The organism is Actinoplanes sp. NPDC021490, assembly GCF_055562135.1.
In genome coordinates, this window is the sequence record NZ_JBVHFW010000001.1 from 99,091 (window position 1) to 119,040 (window position 19,950).

Here is a 19,950-nt window from a genome sequence, read left to right on the forward strand (position 1 = left end):
TGCGTCATGGGTATCGAAGAGAAACTCCCTGCGGGAATCCTGCTCACCTCCGTCGAGAAGGTCTCGAACTGGGCGCGTAAGTCCTCGTTCTGGGGCGCCACGTTCGGCCTGGCCTGCTGTGCCATCGAGATGATGGCCGCCGGTGGCCCGCACTACGACCTGGGCCGCTGGGGCATGGAGGTCTTCCGGGCCTCGCCCCGCCAGGCCGACCTGATGATCGTCGCGGGCCGGGTGAGCCAGAAGATGGCGCCGGTCGTCCGCCAGATCTACGACCAGATGCCGGAGCCCCGCTCGGTCATCTCGATGGGCGTGTGCGCCTCGTCCGGCGGCATGTTCAACAACTACGCGATCGTGCAGGGCGTGGACCACATCGTCCCGGTCGACATCTACCTGCCCGGCTGCCCGCCGCGGCCCGAGATGCTGATCGACGCCATCCTCAAGATGCGCGAGAAGGTCATGGCCCAGCCGCTCGGCCCCAACGGCCGCAAGATGCTCGAGGCCCGCAAGGCCGAGGGCAAGATGCCGATCGTGGCGCCGGGCGCGATGCCCTCGTCGTACCGGGTCGACAAGGTCCGGCGTGCGGAGTGGACCCAGGCGGTCAAGGAAGGCCGCGAGGAACAGCTGCGCATCGAGAACTGGATGAAGCTGCAGCCGCACCTCCGGGAGGGCAAGTGACCGTCGAGCCCAACAACGCCACCGGCGGCGTGCCGGCCAGTTCCGACCCGGCCGGCGCCGACATCGACGCGCCCGCCCAGACCCCGGCCAGCCCGCAGAAGGGCATGTTCGGCATCACCGGAACCGGCGACGTCTCCGGCTTCGGTGGCCTGGTGCGCCGGCATGCCGAGATCGTCGGGACCCCGAAGCCGTACGGGGGGTACTTCGACGAGGTCACGGACGCGCTCGAGGAGGCGTACCCGGGCTTCGGCGACGCGATCCTGAAGGTGGTCGTCGACCGCGGCGAGCTCACCCTGCACATCAAGCCGGAACGCATCGCCGAGGTCGTGCAGATCATGCGGGACGACGAGTCGCTGCGCTTCGAGCTGTGCTCGTCGGTCGACGCCGTGGACTACCTGAACAGCGATCCGGCCCGGTTCCACGTGACTTACCAGCTCACCTCGATGACCTATCGCCGACGGGTCCGGCTCGAGGTGGCCGTGCCCGACGGCGTGCCGGTGCCGTCGGTGACCGCCGTCTACCCGACGGCCGACTGGCAGGAGCGGGAGGTCTACGACATGTTCGGCGTCGTCTTCCCCGGCCACCCCAACCTCACCCGGATCCTCATGCCGGACGACTGGGAAGGTCACCCGCAGCGTAAGGACTACCCGCTCGGCGGCGTCCCCGTCGAATACAAAGGCGCCGAGATTCCGCCTCCTGACCAGCGGAGGGTCTACCAATGACACAGTCCGGATACGCGAGCGAGCGCGAGACCACCGAGGGCCGCGTCTTCACGGTCACCGGCGGCGACTGGGACAGCGTCACCAACTCGGTCGACCCGCTCAGCAACGAGAAGATCGTCGTCAACATGGGTCCCCAGCACCCGTCGACCCACGGCGTGCTGCGCCTCGTGCTCGAGCTCGAGGGCGAGACGGTCCAGCAGGTGCGGCCGGTCGTCGGTTACCTGCACACGGGCATCGAGAAGAACCTCGAATACCGCAACTGGACGCAGGGCGTCACGTTCGTGACCCGCATGGACTACCTGTCCAACATGTTCAACGAGGCGGGCTACTGCCTCGCGGTCGAGAAACTGCTCGGCATCACCGATCAGATCACCGAGCGGGCCACCACGATCCGCGTCATGTTCATGGAGTTGCAGCGCATCGCGTCGCACCTGGTCTGGCTGGCGACCACCGGCATGGAGCTGGGCGCGATCTCGATGATGCTGTACGGCTTCCGGGAGCGGGAGTACATCCTCGACATCTTCGAGGAGACCTCCGGCCTGCGTATGAACAACGGCTACATCCGTCCCGGCGGCCTCTCGCAGGACCTTCCGGAGTCCGCGATCCGCAAGATCCGCGACTTCCTCAAGTACCTGCCGAAGAAGCTCAAGGAATACGAGGACATGCTCTCGGGTCAGGTGATCTGGCAGCAGCGGACCCAGGGTGTGGCCGTCCTCGACGTCACCGGTTGCCTGTCGCTGGGCATTACCGGCCCCGTCCTGCGTTCGACCGGCCTGGCCTGGGACCTGCGCAAGACGATGCCGTACTGCGGCTACGAGAACTACGAGTTCGACGTGCCGACCGCGACGACGGCCGACGTCTGGGGCCGCTACCAGGTGCGACTGGCCGAGATCAAGGAGTCGCTCAAGATCATCGAGCAGACCCTCGACCGGCTGCGCCCGGGCCCGATCTGGATCGCCGACAAGAAGATTGCGTGGCCGTCCCAGCTGGCGATGGGTGTCGACGGGCTCGGCAACTCGCTCGAGCACGTCGCCAAGATCATGGGCCAGTCGATGGAGGCCCTGATCCACCACTTCAAGCTCGTGACCGAGGGTTTCCGGGTCCCGCCGGGCCAGGTGTACGTCGGCATCGAGCATCCGCGCGGCGAAATGGGCGTCCATGCGGTCTCGGACGGCGGCACCCATCCTTACCGGGTGCACTATCGCGATCCGAGCTTCGTCAACTTGCAGGCCATCCCGGCGATGGCCGAAGGCGCACTGCTGGCCGATGTGATCGCCGGTGGCGCGTCCCTGGACCCTGTGATGGGTGGGTGTGACCGCTAAATGTCCGATACCACGGTGGAATTCTCCCCGGCCGCCGCTGCGCTGGCGGGCCTGCTTCCGCAGGCTCTAGAGATCATCGCCCGCTACCCGGAGGACCGCAGCCGCTCGGCGCTGCTGCCGCTGCTGCACCTCGTGCAGACCGAGGAGGGGCACGTCAGCCCGACCGGCGTCGCGTTCTGTGCCGAAGTGCTCGGCATCAACAAGGCCCAGGTCGGCGCGGTCGCCACGTTCTACACGATGTACAAGCGCCGGCCGACCGGTGAATACCTGGTCAGCGTTTGCACCAACACGCTCTGCAACACGCTGGGCGGGCAAGAGGTGTACGACGAGCTGTCCGAGCACCTCGGCGTCGGGCACGACGAGACCACGGCCGACGGCCGGATCACGCTCGAGCACGCCGAGTGCCTGGCCGCCTGCGACTACGCGCCGGTCGTGACGGTCAACTACGACTTCGCGATCGACGAGGCCACCCCGGAGGCGGCGGTGGGCCTGGTCGAGCAGCTCCGCAACGGCGAGCGTCCCACCCCCAGCCGGGGCGCCCGCATCTGCTCGCTCAAGGAGATGCAGGTCCAGCTGGCCGGGTTCGCCGACCCGCGCGACGGTGCGGTGGCCGACGGTGTGGCCGGGGCGCCGACGCTGCGCGGCGTGACGCTGGCCCAGGAACACGGGGTCGCGGTCGCGAACTTCAACCTGGACACGCCGATCACCAAGACGAAGCCGTCTCCCCGCGAGGAGAGCCGCGGCAAGGTCGCCACGGTGGTCGACAAGGTCAAGAGTGCCGTCGGCAATGTCACCTCCGGGCACGCGGGCAAGACGACCAGGTCCGGTGACGTCAAGGACCCACAGACCCGTACGGCGGAGCAGCGCAACCCCGACGCGAGCACGCCCGACAAGACCGGGACGACCGACGAGAAGAAGCCCGTGCCGTCGAACCCGGCCGAGGCCGCCGGCAGCGCGTCCAACCAGCCTGCCGGCGACGGCAAACCCGCCGGGGACACCGCCCGTACCGAGGAGGCGAAGTGACTCAGCCACGGCGTGAGGTTCTCCAGAAGCTGACCCCCGTCCTGACCAAGCGCTGGCTGTCGCCGGACGCCTGGACGATCGGCACCTACGAGCGTCTCGACGGCTACGCGGCCCTGCGCAAGGCCCTCGACGTCCACCCCGACGACCTGATCCAGCTGATCAAGGACTCGGGTCTGCGCGGCCGCGGCGGCGCGGGCTTCCCGACCGGCCTCAAGTGGGGCTTCATCCCGCAGGGCGACGGCAAGCCGCACTACCTCGTGATCAACGCGGACGAGGGCGAGCCGGGCACCTGCAAGGACCTGCCCCTGATGACGTACGACCCGCACTCGCTGATCGAAGGGGCGATCATCGCCTCGTACGCGATCCGCGCGAACCGGGCGTTCATCTACATCCGCGGCGAGGCCGTGCACGCCGCGCGCCGCCTGCGCAACGCCGTCGAGGAGGCCCGGGCCAAGGGCTACCTCGGCACGAACATCCTGGGCTCGGGCTTCGACCTGGAACTGGTCGTGCACAGCGGCGCGGGCGCGTACATCTGCGGCGAGGAGACGGCGCTGCTCGACTCGCTCGAGGGCTTCCGCGGCCAGCCCCGGCTCCGCCCGCCCTTCCCGGCCATCGCGGGCCTGTACGCCAGCCCGACGGTGGTCAACAACGTCGGCACCATCGCGAGCGTGCCGTACATCGTGCTCGGCGGGGCCGACTGGTGGAAGAGCATGGGCACCGAGAAGTCGTCGGGCCCGATGATCTATTCGCTGTCCGGCCGCATCGCCAACCCCGGCCAGTACGAATGCGGCCTCGGCATCACGCTGCGCGAGCTGATCGAGCTGGCCGGCGGCATGAAGCCCGGGCACAACCTGAAGTTCTGGACCCCGGGCGGATCGTCCACCCCGCTGCTCACGGCCGAGCACATCGACACCCCGATGGACTTCGAGGGCGTGGCCGCGGCCGGGTCGATCCTGGGCACCACCGCGATGCAGATCTTCAGCGACCAGGACTGCCCGGTCTATTCGACCTGGCGGTGGCTGGAGTTCTACCACCACGAGTCGTGCGGCAAGTGCACCCCGTGCCGCGAGGGCAACTACTGGATGGTGCGGACCTACCGCCGGATCCTCTCCGGCGAGGGCACGTACGCCGACCTCGACACCCTGCAGGACACGGCCGACAACATCTTCGGCCGGTCGTTCTGCGGTCTCGGCGACGGCGCCGCGACGCCGGTGATGTCGACGCTCAAGTACTTCCGCCAGGACTACCTGGACTACATCGAGGGCCGGACCGCTCCGCGGCTGTCCGCCAAGGCTCTGGTTGGAGCGCACTGATGACGGACGTTGCCAAGCAAACCGACACCGTCACGCTCACCATCGACGGCATCCAGGTGACCGCCGAGAAGGGCGAGCTGGTCATCCGGGTCGCCGAGCGGATGGGCATCGCGATCCCGCGGTTCTGCGACCACCCGCTGCTCGCCCCGGCCGGCGCCTGCCGCCAGTGCCTGGTCGACATCGAGGGCCAGCGCAAGCCGGTCGCCTCGTGCACCCAGACGGTGGCCGAGGGCATGGTGGTCAAGACCCAGCTCACCTCGCCGGTGGCCGCCAAGGCGCAGGGCGGCGTGATGGAACTGCTGCTGGCCAACCACCCGCTCGACTGCCCGACCTGCGACAAGGGCGGCGAGTGCCCGCTGCAGAACCAGGCCATGAGCAACGGACGGGCCGACTCGCGCTTCAAGGAGCACAAGCGCGAGTACGAGAAGCCGATCCACATCTCCAGCCAGGTGCTGCTCGACCGCGAGCGCTGCATCCTGTGCCAGCGCTGCACGCGCTTCTCCGAGGAGATCGCGGGCGACAAGTTCATCGACCTGATGGACCGCTCGTCCGGCGAGCAGATCAACGTGTACCGCGACGACTTCTTCGGCGGCGCCGGCACCGGTGACGGCCAGGTCGGCGAGGGCGAGGGCGACGTCGCCTTCAACTCGTACTTCTCGGGCAACACGATCCAGATCTGCCCGGTCGGCGCGCTCACCGGCGAGCAGTACAGGTTCCGGGCCCGTCCGTTCGACCTGGTCTCGACGCCGACCGCCTGCGAGCACTGCGCGGCCGGCTGCTCGATGCGGGCCGACCACCGCCGCGGCAAGGTGCTGCGCCGCCTGGCCGGTGACGACCCGGCGGTGAACGAGGAGTGGAACTGCGACAAGGGCCGCTGGGGCTTCCAGTACCAGGTCGCCAACGACCGGATCATGAACCCGCTGGTGCGCGACCCCGAGACCGGTCAGCTGCGTGAGGCGTCCTGGAGCGAGGCCCTGCTGGCGGCGGCCGAGGGGCTGGCCGCGGCCAAGCCCCGGGGCGGCGTCGGCGTGCTGACCGGCGGCCGGCTCACGGTGGAGGACGCGTACGCGTACGCGAAGTTCGCCCGGGTCGCCCTCGGCACCAACGACATCGACTTCCGGGCCCGCCCGCTCAGCGCCGAGGAGGCCGACTTCCTGGCCGCCTCGGTCGCCGGGATCTCCGACGTCACGTACGCCGACGTGGAGAACGCCCCGTCGGCCGTGATCGTCGGGCTCGAGCCCGAGGAAGAGTGCCCGATCCTGTTCCTGCGGCTCCGCAAGGCTCACAGCCGCAAGAAGCTGCAGGTCACCGCGGTCGCGCCGTTCCTCACGCGGGGCTTCGAGAAGCTCGGCGCCGCCCTGGTCGAGGCGGTGCCCGGCGACGAGGCCCGGCTGCTGGCCGGAGACCCGGCGCTGACCGCCGCGCTGTCCGCGCCCGGCTCGCTGCTGTTCGTCGGTGAGCGCCTGGCCACCGTGCCCGGTGGTCTCTCGGCCGCGGCCGCCCTGGCCGCCCGCACCGGCGCCCGCCTCGCGTGGGTGCCCCGCCGGGCCGGCGACCGCGGCGCGATCGACGCCGGCTGCCTGCCCAACCTGCTGCCCGGCGGCCGCCCGGTCAACGACCCGGCGGCCCGCGCCGAGCTCTCGCTGGCGTGGGACGTCGAGGCCGGCGCCCTGCCCAGCGGCCCGGGTCGTGACACGGACGGCATCGTCGCGGCGGCTGCCGCCGGCGAGCTCGGTGGCCTGCTGGTCGCCGGGGTCGACCCGGGTGACCTGTCCGACCCGCGACTGGCCGAGCAGGCGCTCGACAACGTCGGCTTCGTGGTCAGCGTCGAGATCCGGCACAGCGCGGTCACCCGCCGCGCCGACGTGGTCCTTCCGATCGCCCCGGCCGCCGAGAAGTCCGGCACCTACCTGAACTGGGAGGGCCGGCTGCGGTCCTTCGGCACGGTCCTGCCGAGCACGGCGATGACCGACGGCCGGGTGCTCGAGGCGGTCGCCGCGCTCATGGACACCACGCTCGCCACCGGCGACGTGATGACGATCCGCCGTGAGCTGGGTGCGATGCCGCTGAGCAAGGCGGCCCGCCCGGCCGCTCCCACGGTCTCGTCGTCGGCGCTGCCCGCGCTCGGCGAGCACGAGGCCGTGCTGGCCACCTGGCGCTACGCGATCGACCAGGGCTCGCTGCTCGAGGGCGACGCGGCGCTGGCCGGCACCGCCCGGCCGCCGGTCGCGCGGATCGGCAAGGGGCTGGCCGAGTCGCTCGGCGTGGTCGACGGCGACGCGATCACCGTCGGCACCGACCACGGCGCGATCACCCTGCCCGCCGCCATCACCGACCTGCCGGCCGGTGTGGTGTGGGTGCCCACCAACTCGCCCGGCTCGACCGTCGGTCGCAGCCTCGGCGTGACCGCGGGTGCGGTCGTCCGGCTGTCGGCCGGGCGCAGCGGCCCGATCCTCGCGTCGTCGGAGGTTGCGTCATGACCGCTTGCAGCGGATTGAGCGAAGCAAGCGCACGGCCGGAACGGCATGACAACGGGGGTGCAGCATGAAAACGTCGATTCTCGCGGCCCATGCCGTCGACCCGACGCTGCAGACGTTCGAGAACGACATCTGGTGGATCTCGCTGATCAAGCTGCTCGGCGTCTTCGTCCTGCTGCTCCTGTTGACGCTCTTCACGATCGTCTACGAGCGCAAGGTCGTGGCCCGGATGGCGGTTCGGCCGGGCCCCAACCAGGTCGGGCCCTGGGGCTGGTTGCAGAGCCTCACGGACGGCGTCAAGCTGCCGTTCAAGGAGGAGATCATCCCGAAGACGGCCGACAAGGTCGTCTACTTCATCGCTCCGGTGATCTCGGCGACGGTCGCCTTCACGGCGTTCTCGGTCATCCCGTTCGGCGGCGTCGTCAACATGTTCGGCCGGCAGACCGCGCTGCAGCTCACCGACGTGCCGGTCTCGGTGCTCGTGCTGCTGGCCTGCTCGTCGATGGCCGTCTACGGCGTCGTGCTGGCCGGATGGGCGTCCGGCTCGACCTACCCCCTGCTGGGTGGTCTGCGGTCGAGCGCCCAGATGATCTCGTACGAGGTCGCCATGGGTCTGTCGATCGTCGCGGTGTTCATGACGGCCGGCACGATGAGCACGTCGCAGATCGTCGCCGCCCAGGCGCACGGCAACCCGGTCAACCTCTTCGGCTGGGAGGTGACGACCCCGAGCTGGTACGCCGTTCTGCTGCTGCCCAGCTTCGTCATCTACTGCATCGCGGCCGTCGGCGAGACCAACCGCGCGCCCTTCGACCTGCCCGAGGCGGAGTCCGAGCTGGTCGGTGGCTTCCACACCGAATACTCGTCGTTCAAGTTCGCGCTGTTCTTCCTGGCCGAGTACATCAACATGATCACCGTCTCGGCCTTCGCCACCACGCTGTTCCTCGGTGGCTGGCGGGCCCCGTGGCCGATCACGTGGATCTGGGAGGGCGCGAACTCCGGCTACTTCGGGCTGATCTGGTTCTTCGGCAAGGTGCTGCTGCTGCTCTTCGGCTTCATCTGGCTGCGGGCCACCCTGCCCCGGATGCGCTACGACCAGTTCATGCGGTTCGGCTGGAAGGTCCTCATCCCGGTCAACCTGGTGTGGATCCTCTTCCTGAGCTACGTCAAGGTCGCCAACAACGAGCTCTCGCAGCAGGCCAAGTGGTTCTCGATCGTCGGCATCGTGGTCGTGATCCTGCTGGTCGCCATGCTCTGGCCGGCCGCTCGGAAGCCGAGGCAGCTCTCCATCGAGGAGGAGCTGGCCTCGCGACCACCGGGCAGTTTCCCGGTGCCACCAATGGATCTTCAAGTTCCCCCCAGTCCACGTGCCCGCCGGGCAGTGGCCGAACGCGCCCCGGCCACGGTCGGCGGCGACTCCTCGCCCACTCCCGAAGACAAGGAGGTGTGACGTGGGGACGTTCACGGGCTCGTTCAAGGGCTTCGGTGTGACCTTCGCGCACATGTTCCGCAAGGTCATCACGACCGACTACCCGTTCAAGCCGCCGACGCCGGCCCCGCGCTACCACGGCCGGCACATCCTCAACCGGCACCCGGACGGCCTGGAGAAGTGCATCGGCTGTGAGCTGTGCGCCTGGGCCTGCCCGGCCGACGCGATCTACGTCGAGGGCGCCAACAACACCGACGAGGAGCGTTACTCGCCGGGGGAGCGCTACGCCGGGATCTACCAGATCAACTACGCCCGGTGCATCTTCTGCGGGCTCTGCATCGAGGCCTGCCCGACCCGTTCGCTGACCATGAGCAACGAGTACGAGCTGGCCCGCGACAGCCGGCAGGACCTGATCTTCACGAAGAAGGAACTGCTGGCCCCGCTGCTCGAAGGCATGGAGCAGCCGCCGCACCCGATGCGCCTGGGCGAGACCGACAAGGACTACTACGTCGGCGCGCTGACCAACCCGGGCACCTCGGCCGGCGCGGAGCGGGCGCCGTGGTCGGATTCGGGCACGGAGGACGCGTCGACCGCGACCGGTTCGGAGGACCGGCCCGAGACCGCGGGCACGCTGCGCCGTCCGGGCCAGAGCGCGAAGGAGGCCGTGTGATGGACCACGTGTCCACCGGTGAAGCGGTCGCCTTCTGGATCCTCGGTTCGTTCGCCGTGATCGGGGCCCTCGGCATGGTGCTGGCCCGCAACGCGGTCCACTCCGCGCTGTGGCTCGTCGTCACGATGCTCTGCCTGGGCTTCCTGTACGTGGTCAACTCGGCGCCGTTCCTGGGCGCGGTGCAGATCATCGTCTACACCGGCGCGATCATGATGCTGTTCCTGTTCGTGCTGATGCTGGTCGGCCGGGACGCGTCGGACTCGCTGATCGAGACGCTCCGCGGCCAGCGGGTCGCCGCGATCGTGCTCGGCGTCGGTCTGGCCGCGCTGATGGGCGCCGGACTGGCCCGCGCGATGGGCGACGTCCCCGCCGCCGGGCTGACCGAGGCCAACGCGAACGGCAACGTCGAGGGGCTCGCCGCGCTGCTGTTCACCCGGTACGTCTTCGCCTTCGAGATCACCTCGGCGCTGCTGATCACCGCCGCGGTCGGCGCGATGATGCTGGCGCACGTCGAGCGGGCCAAGGAGGACGCGGCCGACCAGCTGACGCGGATGAAGGAGCGGTTCCGGCCCGGCAACTACCCCGGTCCCAAGGCCGGCCCCGGCGTCTACGCCAACACCATGTCGGTCGCCGCGCCCGCGCGACTGCCCGACGGCAACGGCGCCGAGCGCAGCATCTCCGCGATCCTGCCCATCCGTGAGCTGACGGCGGACGAGGCGGCACCGAAGGGAACTGACAAGTGACACCCGACTACTACCTGGTGCTCGCGGCGATCCTGTTCACCATCGGCGCCGCCGGGGTGCTCGTCCGCCGCAACGCGATCGTGCTGTTCATGTGCATCGAGCTCATGCTCAACGCCGCGAACCTCGCCCTGGTCACCTTCAGCCGGATCAACGGCAGCCTGGACGGCCAGATCATCTCGTTCTTCGTGATGGTCGTCGCGGCCGCCGAGGTCGTGGTGGGTCTCGCGATCATCATGTCGATCTTCCGTACGCGGCGCTCGGCGAGCGTCGACGACGCGAACCTTCTGAAGTACTAAAGGGGCCTTCACGTGGAACCAACAGTGGAGTACGCCCACGCGACGGGGGCGCTGAGCGGTATCTGGCTGCTTGTCGCCATTCCGCTGGTCAGCGCCGCGATCTTGCTGCTCCTGGGCAAGCGGGCCGACAAGTGGGGGCACTGGCTCGGCGTCCTCGCGGTGGCTGCCTCCTTCGTGCTTGGGTTGATCTTCTTCTTCAACCTGCGCGGTCTCGACCCGGAACAGCGGTCGGCCGAGCTGAGCCTGTGGGACTTCATCGCCGTCGGGAACCTGCGCGTCGACTTCGGGTTGCTGTTCGACCCGCTGGCCGGCGTGTTCGTCCTGCTGATCACGGGCGTCGGCTCGCTGATCCACCTGTACGCGGTCGGCTACATGGAGCACGACCCGGGCCGGCGGAAGTTCTTCGCCTACTTCAACCTCTTCGTCGCGGCGATGTTGCTGCTGGTTCTCGGCAACAACTACGTGATGCTCTACTTCGGCTGGGAGGGCGTGGGTCTCGCGTCGTACCTGCTGATCTCGTTCTGGTACACCCGGCCGTCCGCGGCCACCGCCGGCAAGAAGGCGTTCCTGATGAACCGGGTCGGCGACGCCGGCCTGGCCATCGGCATCTTCCTGATGTTCGCCACGCTCGGCACCACCCAGTACGACGAGGTCTTCGGAAACGTCAGCGCGCTGAGCTCGACGACCGTACTGATCATGGGTCTGCTTCTGCTGCTGGGCGCGGCCGGTAAGTCCGGTCAGTTCCCGCTGCAGGCGTGGTTGCCCGACGCGATGGAGGGCCCGACCCCGGTCTCGGCCCTGATCCACGCGGCGACGATGGTCACCGCGGGCGTCTACCTGATCGCCCGGTCCAACGCGATCTTCACCGCGAACACCACGCTGCAGACGGTCGTGGTCAGCGTGGGCGCGCTCACGCTGCTGATGGGCTGCATCATCGGCGCGGCCAAGGACGACATCAAGCGGGTGCTGGCCTGGTCGACCGTGAGCCAGATCGGTTACATGTTCCTCGGCGTCGGGCTCGGCGGCGGGGCGTACGCGCTGGCGATCATCCACCTGCTGGCCCACGGCTTCTTCAAGGCCAACATGTTCCTCGGCGCCGGCTCGGTCATGCACGGCATGCACGACCAGGTGGACATCCGGCGCTTCGGCGGCCTGCGCAAATACATGAAGTGGACCTGGCTCACCTTCATGATGGGCTGGCTGGCGATCATCGGAATCCCGCCGCTGTCCGGCTACTTCTCCAAGGAGCCGATCATCGCGGCGGCGTTCGAGCGCGGCGACTGGACTTCCTGGCTGTACGGCATGGCGGCGCTGCTCGGCGCGGGTCTGACCGCGTTCTACATGACCCGCCTGTTCGTGCTGACGTTCCACGGGCCGGAGCGGTACACCGAGGACAACAAGCACCCGCACGAGTCGCCGTTCATCATGACCGTGCCCCTGATGCTGCTGGCTCTGGGCTCGATCGGCGCCGGCTGGCTCATGTCGACCTCGGTGCCGGGCTGGCTCGAGCCGGTCTTCGGCCCCGAGGAGACCCACCACGAGGCGGTCATGCCGCACACGCTGATCCAGATCCTGGGCATCGTGATCTCGGTGCTGGGCGCGGGTCTGGCCTGGGCGATGTTCCGCCGGGGCACGGCCCTGCAGGAGCAGCCGGCCGGGATCGTCGTCACCGCGGCCCGCCGCAACCTCTACACCGACGCGGTCAACGAGGCGGTGTTCGAGCGCCCCGGCATCTATCTGACCCGGGCGCTGGTCTTCCTCGACAACAAGGGCATCGACGGTCTGGTCAACGGCATCGCGGCCGGCATCGGCGGAAGCTCCGGCCGGCTCCGCAGGCTCCAGACCGGCTTCGTCCGCTCGTACGCCCTCTCGATGCTCACCGGTGCCGTCCTTGTCGTCGGCGCCTTCCTCGCGATCCAGCTTGGGTGGTTGGCGTGAACGACTTTCCGTTTCTGTCCATCCTGACGCTGCTGCCCCTGGTGGGCGCCATCGTCGTGGCGCTGATCCCCCGGGCCAAGGCCGAGCTCGCCAAGATCGTCGCGCTCGCCTGGTCGCTTGTCGTGCTGGTGCTCAGCATCTTCATGTGGATCGCTTTCAAGGTCGACGGCGACCGCTTCCAGTTCCACGAGTCGTACGCCTGGATCCCGTCCTGGGACGCCCGGTTCACGTTCGCCGCCGACGGCATCGCGCTCGTCATGCTGATGCTGATCGCGATCCTGTTCCCGGTCGTGATCCTGGCGTCCTGGCACGACGTCGACAAGAGCAACCGCTCGGCCCCGACGTACTTCGCGCTGCTGCTGGCCTTCGAGTTCACGATGATCGGGGTCTTCGCGGCCGCCGACATCTTCCTGTTCTACGTGTTCTTCGAGATCATGCTCATCCCGATGTACTTCATCATCGGGTCGTTCGGTGGCCCGCGACGCCAGTACGCGGCGGTCAAGTTCTTCCTCTACAGCCTGGTCGGCGGTCTGTTCATGCTGGCCGCGGTCATCGGGCTGTGGGTGGTCGGCGGCAACACGTTCGACTTCGGCAAGCTGACCGAGGTCGCCGCGTCGATCGACCAGGGCACCGCCCGCTGGCTCTTCCTCGGGTTCTTCGTCGCCTTCGCGATCAAGGCGCCGTTCTTCCCGTTCCACACCTGGCTCCCGGACGCCGGTGGTGCGGCCCCGGCCGGTGCCGCGGCGCTGCTCGTCGGCGTCATGGACAAGGTCGGCACGTTCGGCATCCTGCGCTACTGCCTCCCGCTGTTCCCGGAGGCGTCCCGCTGGTTCGCGCCCGCCGCCCTGGTGCTCGGCGTCATCGGGATCATCTACGCCGCGCTGCTCGCGGTCGGCCAGAACGATCTCAAGCGCCTGGTGTCGTACACGTCGATCGCGCACTTCGGTTTCATCGGCGTCGGCATCTTCGCCTTCACCACGCAGGCCGGCACCGGATCGGTGCTCTACATGGTCAACCACGGTCTCGCGACCGGCCTGCTGTTCATCGTGGTCGGCATGTTCGTCGCCCGCCGCGGCTCCAACCTGATCAGCGACTTCGGCGGCGCCGGCAAGCTCGTCCCGGTCCTGGCCGGGGTGTTCTTCTTCGCCGGTCTGGCCTCGCTCGCGCTGCCCGGCACGGCCCCGTTCATCAGCGAGTTCCTCGTGCTGATCGGCACCTTCACCGTGCACCCGGCGTACGCGGTGGTGGCCACGGCCGGCATCATCCTGGCCGCCGCCTACGTGCTCTGGATGGTGCAGCGCACCACGCAGGGCACCCTCAACCCGGCCCTCGCCGAGGTGCCGGAGATGAAGAAGGACATCACGCTTCGCGAGAAGGTCGTGGTGGCTCCGCTGATCCTGCTGATCATTCTGCTCGGCTTCTATCCCAAGCCGGTCACCGACGTGATCAACCCGGCGGTGCAGGCGACCATGCAGGACGTCGGCGTCCAGGACCCGGGCCCGACGTCGGTCGTCGCTAACGAAAGGGTGGCGCGCTAGCCATGGGAGAGCTCAACCTGCCCAGCATCGACTACGGCGCGCTGCTGCCGATGCTGATCCTCTTCGGGGCGGCGTGCGTCGGCATCCTGATCGAGGTCTTCGCACCCCGGCGCTCGCGCCACGCGATCCAGCTGACCCTCGGGTTCCTGGCCATTGCGGCGTCGTTCGTGGCCGTGGTCGTCCAGCACAACACCCGGAAGATCACGATCGGCGGCGCGGTCGCCGTCGACGGTCCCACCGTCTTCCTGCAGGGTGCGCTGCTCGTGCTGGGTCTGGTCTCGCTGATGCTGATCGGCGAGCGTTCGATCGAGCGCGGCGGCCCGTTCGTGTCGCAGGCGGCCATCACGGTGGGCTCGCAGAAGGACCTCAAGCAGGCCGGCGACCAGCCCGGCATGACCGAGGTCTACCCGCTGACCATGTTCGCGCTCGGCGGCATGATGCTCTTCGTCGCCGCGAACGACCTGCTCACCATGTTCATCGCGCTCGAGGTGTTCTCGCTGCCGCTGTACCTGATGTGCGCGCTCGCCCGCCGTCGTCGCCTGCTCAGCCAGGAAGCCGCGCTCAAGTACTTCCTGCTCGGCTCGTACGCCTCGGCGTTCTTCCTGTTCGGCGTGGCGCTCGTCTACGGCTTCGCCGGCGGCATCTCGCTCGGCCAGGTGCACGCGGCCGTGGTCGACCCGCAGCGCAGCCAGATCCTCCTCTACGCGGGCCTGGCGCTGATCTCGATCGGTCTGCTCTTCAAGGCGGCCCTGGCGCCGTTCCACGTCTGGACGCCGGACGTCTACCAGGGCGCTCCGACTCCGGTCACCGCGCTGATGGCCGCCTGCACCAAGGTCGCCGCGTTCGGCGCGCTGCTGCGGATCCTGTACGTCGCCTTCGACGGCGTACGCTGGGACTTCCAGCCCGTGCTGGGCGTGATCGCGGTGCTCACGATGCTGACCGGCGCGATCCTGGCGGTCACCCAGACCGACATGAAGCGCCTGCTGGCCTACTCCTCGGTCGCGAACGCCGGCTACCTGCTGGTCGGCGTCCTCGCGCTCAACGAGGAGGGCCTCAGCAGCACGATGTTCTACCTGGTGGCGTACGGCTTCTCGGTCCTCGCCGCCTTCGGCATCGTCACCCTGGTGCGCGACGCCGACGGGGAGGCCACCCACCTCGCCCGCTGGGCCGGGCTGGGCCGCAAGAGCCCGCTGTTCGCCGCGACCTTCACCTTCATCCTGCTGGCCTTCGCCGGTATCCCACTGACCAGCGGCTTCACCAGCAAGTTCGCGGTCTTCGGGGCGGCGATCGAGGGCGGCCAGACGTGGCTGGTCATCTTCGGCGTGATCACCAGCATGCTGCTGGCGTTCCCGTACCTGCGGGTGGTCGTCATGATGTGGCTCTCCGAGCCCAACGAGTCGACGCCGACGGTGTCCATCCCGGGCTTCCTCACGTCGGCCGCCCTGGTCATCGGCGTGGCCGCCACGATCGCCCTGGGCGTCGTCCCGGCCCCGCTGATCGACCTGACCCGAGACGCGGCCCAGTTCGTCCGCTGACCAGCCTGATTTTGGTAGCCCCGGGCCGTCACGGCCCGGGGCTCTCTCGTTTCCTCGTCCCACTATCGGGCGAGAAGTTCTTGTGATCTTGAGGCGGCGATGCCAATCTGATCCGGCGCAACCGCGCTTCTGATCCACATTGACCGACAGGAGTTCCGTCGTGACCTAACTCCCTCACCACTGCCTCGAACCGGTCTCCGCAGGAGATCTGTGCCCATCACCCGATGGGCCGGCTGTCGAGGTAGCAGAGTGAAGGGGAGTCAGGATGGATCAGAACAAGAAGAACGAGCGTCCTCACCGCATGCAGGTCGCTGCGTGGGCGATGCAGATCATTACCGGCCTCACGACCGTCGTCAGCACGCTGCACGAGCTCGGCATCTGGCGCTAGTCACCGTCGTGTCTGCGGGGCCGGTGAACTGCCGGCCCCGCAAGGCCACCCCTCAAATGCAGCCGGTGCAGTCGGCGTGGTTCAGCTCGTGCGGTCGGCGATGAAGTTGCACAGGCCCTCGAGCGCGCGCTTCGCGTCACCGTCGGGCAGCGGCGCCAGCTGGGCGCGCGCCTCCTCGGCATAGGTGCGCACGGTCTCGCGCGCCCTTTTCATCGCGGCCGACTCGCGCAGCAGCGTCAACGCCTCGGCGTGCAGGCCGTCATCGGTGATCGGGCCGCTGGCGAGCAGCTCGCGCAGCCGAACCGCGGACGCGTCGGTGTCGTCGCCGGCCAGCGCGTAGAGCACCGGCAGCGTCGGAACGCCCTCACGCAGGTCGGTGCCCGGGGTCTTGCCCGACTGCACCGACTCGGAAGCGATGTCGAGCAGGTCGTCGGAGAGCTGGAACGCGATGCCGATGGTCTCGCCATAGCCCGCCAGGGCCTCGACGTATGCGGCCGGGGCCCCCGAAAACAGACCGCCGAACCGCGCCGACGTGGCGATCAGCGAGGCCGTCTTCTCCGTGATCACGTGCAGGTAGTGCTCGATGGGGTCGCTGCCGCGCGGGCCCACCGTCTCGGCGATCTGCCCGTGCACGAGCCGCGCGAACGTGCGCGCCTGCAGGTGCACCGCCTCGGGCCCGAGTGAGGCGGCCAGATCGGCCGCCTGCGCGAACAGATAATCGCCGACAAGAATCGCCACCGAGTTGCCCCAACGCGAATTCGCGCTCGGGGCGCCGCGCCGCACGGGCGCCTCGTCCATGACGTCGTCGTGATAGAGCGTGGCCAGGTGGGTCAGCTCGACCACATTTGCCGCCGCGACGATCTCTGGCGTGGTCGCATCGCCGAACTGCGCCCCCAACGCCACCAGCATCGGGCGGAACCGCTTGCCGCCCGCATCGGCGAGATGCCGCGCAGCCTCCGCCACCAGCGGATCGGCGCTGGCCACATTCGCCCTCAGCGCTTCCTCGACGGCGGTCAGCGTCGCCGACACCGACGCATCGACCGCGGGATCGATGTCGAGGCCGAGCGACGACAGCGTCATGTCACCGGTGCTCACCACGCTTTCACGATGCCACATGGGTTCGACAGTCACGGCCCCAGGGGTCGCGGCAGCAAGATCAAAATCAAGATCTGGCACACGTACGCCATTTGCCGGAACCGCCCTGTGGATAACCCGCTCCCGCCTGTGGACAACCGGCCGGCGACCCCTTCCAAGCGATAGAGTCCCCCCACGTTTCCCATGGGCGGGCGGGGGAGGCGGTGGCTGAACAGCGATCTTGAAACAACTACCAAGATCAACGCCGATGACGTACGCCTCGCCGGCTCCCACAACCGCATCGGGGCGGCTCGCGGGGTGCCTCGCGACGTGCGTGAGTCACCGGGCCGCAGCGCGCCCTCCGGCCGTGGTGGGCGGTCACCCGGGCCGACCGGCCCGCTGCACCTGACGGTCCTCACAAGCCCGTGACGTCGCGGTCCGAGCGGGCGGTGCGTAATGAGTACTCCGAGCTCGTGGCCGCCGCTCCGGACGATGTGTGCGTCCCAGCAGGCCGGCGCGACGAGTCAGTAGCGCGGTGTCGCACGTGGCCCGGCGCAGCGGGATCGGGCGGCGAGCCAGCCCACAGCCGGTGTCAGGCGTGCACTGGCAAGACCGGGGCTACGCGTTATGCGCGTCGGCCGTGCCCGCCCCGGCGTCGGTCGGCTGTGGGGCGTGACGACGCAACAGATGGCTACCCAGCAGCATGGCACCGGCTGCGGCCAGCATGGCGACCGCGGCGACGAACCACATCGTCGGGTAGTTCGTGGCCGTAGCCAGCGTGCCCAACCCGAGCGGGCCGATGCAGCCCCCGGCGTACACCCCGGTCTGTGTGATCGACGTGGCCGCCGCCGGAGCCTGCGGGTGCAGCCGGACCACCGCGAAGTTCATCAGCCCGGGCCACGACCAGCCGAAACCGAAGCCGAGCACCACACCCGCGACCAGCGGCACGTTGCCCGGCACGGCGAGCAAGCCCAAGCCCGCGGCTCCGGTCAGCAGCAGGCCGGCGATGACCGCGATCGTCCGGTCCGGCCGACGGTCGGCGAGCCAGCCGCCGAGGATGCGCGCCATCACGCAGACGGCACTACCGAGGGTGAGGGACAGACCGGCCGGACCCGGAGAAATACCGCGAGCTACCGCCGAATCGACGAGGAACGTGCCCAACGCGTTGGCTGCCGCGGCGGCGAGCGTGGCTGCGATGCCGACGACGATCAGCGCTCCCGTGGCCCGTTTCGCGGGCTTGGTGGCCGTACGTCGTGAGGTGGCCGGTTCGGCCGGTACGAGCAGGAGGGCGGACGCCGCGAGCACCGCCACGAAGACGAACGCCCACCGCCAGCCCAGGGTCAGCGCGACGGCCGGCACCGCCGCCCCGGAGAGAAGCGTCGCCACCGGGATGGCCGCCTGCTTGATGCCGAACGAGAGTCCCTGCCGGCGCGGCGGCACGTGCCGGGACAGGGTCGTGTTGCTGGCGAGCTGACCCATCGCGTTCGCACCGGCGCCGAGGGCCAGGATCGCGATGAGACTCCACAATGTATTCGCGAAGGCGGCTACGCCCAGCAACGAGGCCACCGCGAGCCCGATTCCGGCCCGCAACACCGGGGTTGCCCCGTAGCGCTCGACGAGACGGCCGGCGGGAATGGAAGCGAGTGCGCTCGCGCCGAAGTACGCCGACACCGCCAGCCCGAGTCCGGCCGGGGAGAACTCGAGCTCGTCGCCGATCTGCACCGCGAGCCCGCCGACGAGGAAGACCGGGACGCTCACCGCGATCGTCGTCGTCAGCGCGCCCGCGGAGGCACGGAACGCGCTGGTCGGCGTGCTCGCTGAAGTAACGATCCCGAGCTTCGCCATCAATCGCAGACTAGGCCGACAGAATGCATCCGTGCGCTCAGAGTGCTAATGACCACACGCGTCGTGCAAATCGATCGTGATCCACATGCTTTTGGCATTCCCTCGGAGGAAGATTATTCATATGGTGTAAGTCCCTGGCGTCGGAGGTAGCTGTGCGCGACCCCCTGGCGGAGCCGTCCGACCTGATTCGGAGCGTGTCACGCGCCTTGCGCGTGCTCGAGTCGGTCGGCCGGGCCCCCCGCGGACTCACCGTGAAGCAGATAGCGCGACGGTGCGAGTTGACCGTCGCGACGACGTACCACCTTGTGCGCACCCTGGCCTATGAGGGTTACGTGATCCGCCGTGAGGACGGCACGTACATCGTGGGTCTGGAGATCGCGGACAGGTATCGGGAGCTGGTCTCCGCCTTCCGGGGGCCGCCCGCGGTGGGGGAGGCGTTGCGGCGGGCCGCGCTCGACAGCGGTTACAGCCACTATCTGGGTCGCTTCGTCGGCGGTCGCATAGCGGTGACCGCGTCGGCCGAGGGCGCCCGATCGCCGTTCATCGACGACATGTCGCCCGGCTTCGACGAGGGCGGCCACGCCACCGCGCTCGGCAAGGCGCTGCTGGCCACGCTCACCCCCGATCAGCGGGCGCGTTACCTGCGCGACTACGGCATGCGCGCCTTCACCCCGGCCACGCTCACCACCGCCGAGGCGCTCGAGGCCGATCTCGCGGCCGGTGAACGACGGGGCATGCAGCTCGAGATGGGCCAGTTCCGTCAGGGCCTGGCTTGTGCTTCGGTTCTGGTCATCTCCGACCGCGACATCGAACGCCGCCTGGTGCTCGCGTGCGCCTTGCCGGCGGCCGAGATGCTCACTTCGGCGCGCGTCGTACGGGCGAAGCTGACCGCGGCCGCCCGAAATGTCGCCGAAGCGCTCTCCGCGGGCGAGTCGGCCACGGCCTGACATGCGTACCTAAGACTC

General features: G+C 68.9%; 17 protein-coding genes. 15 read left to right on the forward strand and 2 right to left on the reverse strand.

Annotated features, from left to right (window positions below; genetic code table 11):
• Positions 1-6: 6 nt before the first annotated feature.
• The 14 genes from ACZ3I4_RS00475 to ACZ3I4_RS00540 all read left to right on the forward strand — a co-directional run bounded on the left by ACZ3I4_RS00475 (position 7) and on the right by ACZ3I4_RS00540 (position 16,066).
• Entirely contained in the window at positions 7-675 is a 669-nt protein-coding gene (locus tag ACZ3I4_RS00475; RefSeq protein WP_465379689.1) for a NuoB/complex I 20 kDa subunit family protein, read from the forward strand.
• Complete coding sequence (locus ACZ3I4_RS00480; RefSeq protein ID WP_465379690.1) at positions 672-1,397, forward strand: NADH-quinone oxidoreductase subunit C; 726 nt, start codon at positions 672-674, stop codon at positions 1,395-1,397. The genes ACZ3I4_RS00475 and ACZ3I4_RS00480 overlap by 4 nt, the downstream gene beginning before the upstream one ends.
• Positions 1,394-2,719 carry an NADH-quinone oxidoreductase subunit D gene (locus tag ACZ3I4_RS00485; protein WP_465379691.1) on the forward strand — a complete coding sequence of 442 codons (1,326 nt, stop codon included), beginning with the start codon at positions 1,394-1,396 and terminating at the stop codon, positions 2,717-2,719. The genes ACZ3I4_RS00480 and ACZ3I4_RS00485 overlap by 4 nt, the downstream gene beginning before the upstream one ends.
• Positions 2,720-3,742: an NADH-quinone oxidoreductase subunit NuoE gene (gene nuoE, locus ACZ3I4_RS00490; RefSeq protein ID WP_465379692.1), complete on the forward strand. Its 1,023-nt coding sequence runs from the start codon at positions 2,720-2,722 to the stop codon at positions 3,740-3,742.
• Positions 3,739-5,055, forward strand: a complete 1,317-nt coding sequence (nuoF, locus tag ACZ3I4_RS00495) for an NADH-quinone oxidoreductase subunit NuoF (protein WP_465379693.1) — start codon at positions 3,739-3,741, stop codon at positions 5,053-5,055. The genes nuoE and nuoF overlap by 4 nt, the downstream gene beginning before the upstream one ends.
• On the forward strand, positions 5,055-7,535 hold the full coding sequence (locus ACZ3I4_RS00500) for an NADH-quinone oxidoreductase subunit G (protein WP_465379694.1): 2,481 nt from the start codon (positions 5,055-5,057) through the stop codon (positions 7,533-7,535). Before nuoF ends, ACZ3I4_RS00500 begins: the two co-directional genes overlap by 1 nt.
• Before the next feature lie 64 nt (positions 7,536-7,599).
• The gene (gene nuoH / locus ACZ3I4_RS00505; protein WP_465379695.1) at positions 7,600-8,979 is read left to right on the forward strand and encodes an NADH-quinone oxidoreductase subunit NuoH; all 1,380 of its coding nucleotides are present in this window, start codon (positions 7,600-7,602) and stop codon (positions 8,977-8,979) included.
• Position 8,980: 1 nt separating this feature from the next.
• Positions 8,981-9,628 (forward strand): NADH-quinone oxidoreductase subunit NuoI, encoded by a 648-nt coding sequence (gene nuoI / locus ACZ3I4_RS00510; protein ID WP_465379696.1) that lies wholly within the window; start codon positions 8,981-8,983, stop codon positions 9,626-9,628.
• A complete protein-coding gene (locus tag ACZ3I4_RS00515; RefSeq protein WP_465379697.1) occupies positions 9,628-10,371 on the forward strand; it encodes an NADH-quinone oxidoreductase subunit J in 744 nt (247 codons plus the stop codon). Before nuoI ends, ACZ3I4_RS00515 begins: the two co-directional genes overlap by 1 nt.
• Entirely contained in the window at positions 10,368-10,667 is a 300-nt protein-coding gene (nuoK, locus tag ACZ3I4_RS00520) for an NADH-quinone oxidoreductase subunit NuoK (RefSeq protein ID WP_015618499.1), read from the forward strand. Before ACZ3I4_RS00515 ends, nuoK begins: the two co-directional genes overlap by 4 nt.
• Positions 10,668-10,679: 12 nt before the next feature.
• Positions 10,680-12,605 (forward strand): NADH-quinone oxidoreductase subunit L, encoded by a 1,926-nt coding sequence (gene nuoL, locus ACZ3I4_RS00525; protein ID WP_465379698.1) that lies wholly within the window; start codon positions 10,680-10,682, stop codon positions 12,603-12,605.
• Positions 12,602-14,143: an NADH-quinone oxidoreductase subunit M gene (locus ACZ3I4_RS00530; protein WP_465379699.1), complete on the forward strand. Its 1,542-nt coding sequence runs from the start codon at positions 12,602-12,604 to the stop codon at positions 14,141-14,143. Before nuoL ends, ACZ3I4_RS00530 begins: the two co-directional genes overlap by 4 nt.
• A gap of 2 nt (positions 14,144-14,145) precedes the next feature.
• Positions 14,146-15,678, forward strand: a complete 1,533-nt coding sequence (gene nuoN / locus ACZ3I4_RS00535; protein ID WP_465379700.1) for an NADH-quinone oxidoreductase subunit NuoN — start codon at positions 14,146-14,148, stop codon at positions 15,676-15,678.
• Between the two features lie 265 nt (positions 15,679-15,943).
• Positions 15,944-16,066 (forward strand): hypothetical protein, encoded by a 123-nt coding sequence (locus ACZ3I4_RS00540; protein ID WP_465379701.1) that lies wholly within the window; start codon positions 15,944-15,946, stop codon positions 16,064-16,066.
• 81 nt (positions 16,067-16,147) lie between these two features.
• On the opposite strand, the gene ACZ3I4_RS00545 is transcribed toward ACZ3I4_RS00540, so the two are convergent.
• The gene (locus tag ACZ3I4_RS00545; RefSeq protein ID WP_465380429.1) at positions 16,148-17,146 is read right to left on the reverse strand and encodes a polyprenyl synthetase family protein; all 999 of its coding nucleotides are present in this window, start codon (positions 17,144-17,146) and stop codon (positions 16,148-16,150) included.
• A 612-nt stretch (positions 17,147-17,758) separates the two neighbouring features.
• Entirely contained in the window at positions 17,759-18,985 is a 1,227-nt protein-coding gene (locus tag ACZ3I4_RS00550) for an MFS transporter (protein ID WP_465379702.1), read from the reverse strand.
• 152 nt (positions 18,986-19,137) lie between these two features.
• Here ACZ3I4_RS00550 and ACZ3I4_RS00555 point away from each other — a divergent pair, with 152 nt between their 5' ends.
• Positions 19,138-19,932, forward strand: coding sequence for an IclR family transcriptional regulator (locus ACZ3I4_RS00555; protein WP_465379703.1), 795 nt, complete (start codon positions 19,138-19,140; stop codon positions 19,930-19,932).
• Positions 19,933-19,950: the final 18 nt, after the last annotated feature.

Bases quoted from the DNA above. Each gene is read 5' to 3' on its own strand.
- ACZ3I4_RS00475 (WP_465379689.1), top strand. From the start codon at position 7: ATGGGTATCGAAGAGAAACTCCCTGCGGGAATCCTGCTCACCTCCGTC.
- ACZ3I4_RS00485 (WP_465379691.1), top strand. From the start codon at position 1,394: ATGACACAGTCCGGATACGCGAGCGAGCGCGAGACCACCGAGGGCCGC.
- nuoE (WP_465379692.1), top strand. From the start codon at position 2,720: ATGTCCGATACCACGGTGGAATTCTCCCCGGCCGCCGCTGCGCTGGCG.
- ACZ3I4_RS00500 (WP_465379694.1), top strand. From the start codon at position 5,055: ATGACGGACGTTGCCAAGCAAACCGACACCGTCACGCTCACCATCGAC.
- nuoH (WP_465379695.1), top strand. From the start codon at position 7,600: ATGAAAACGTCGATTCTCGCGGCCCATGCCGTCGACCCGACGCTGCAG.
- ACZ3I4_RS00515 (WP_465379697.1), top strand. From the start codon at position 9,628: ATGGACCACGTGTCCACCGGTGAAGCGGTCGCCTTCTGGATCCTCGGT.
- nuoN (WP_465379700.1), top strand. From the start codon at position 14,146: ATGGGAGAGCTCAACCTGCCCAGCATCGACTACGGCGCGCTGCTGCCG.
- ACZ3I4_RS00540 (WP_465379701.1), top strand. From the start codon at position 15,944: ATGGATCAGAACAAGAAGAACGAGCGTCCTCACCGCATGCAGGTCGCT.
- ACZ3I4_RS00545 (WP_465380429.1), bottom strand. From the start codon at position 17,146: ATGACGCTGTCGTCGCTCGGCCTCGACATCGATCCCGCGGTCGATGCG.
- ACZ3I4_RS00550 (WP_465379702.1), bottom strand. From the start codon at position 18,985: ATGGCGAAGCTCGGGATCGTTACTTCAGCGAGCACGCCGACCAGCGCG.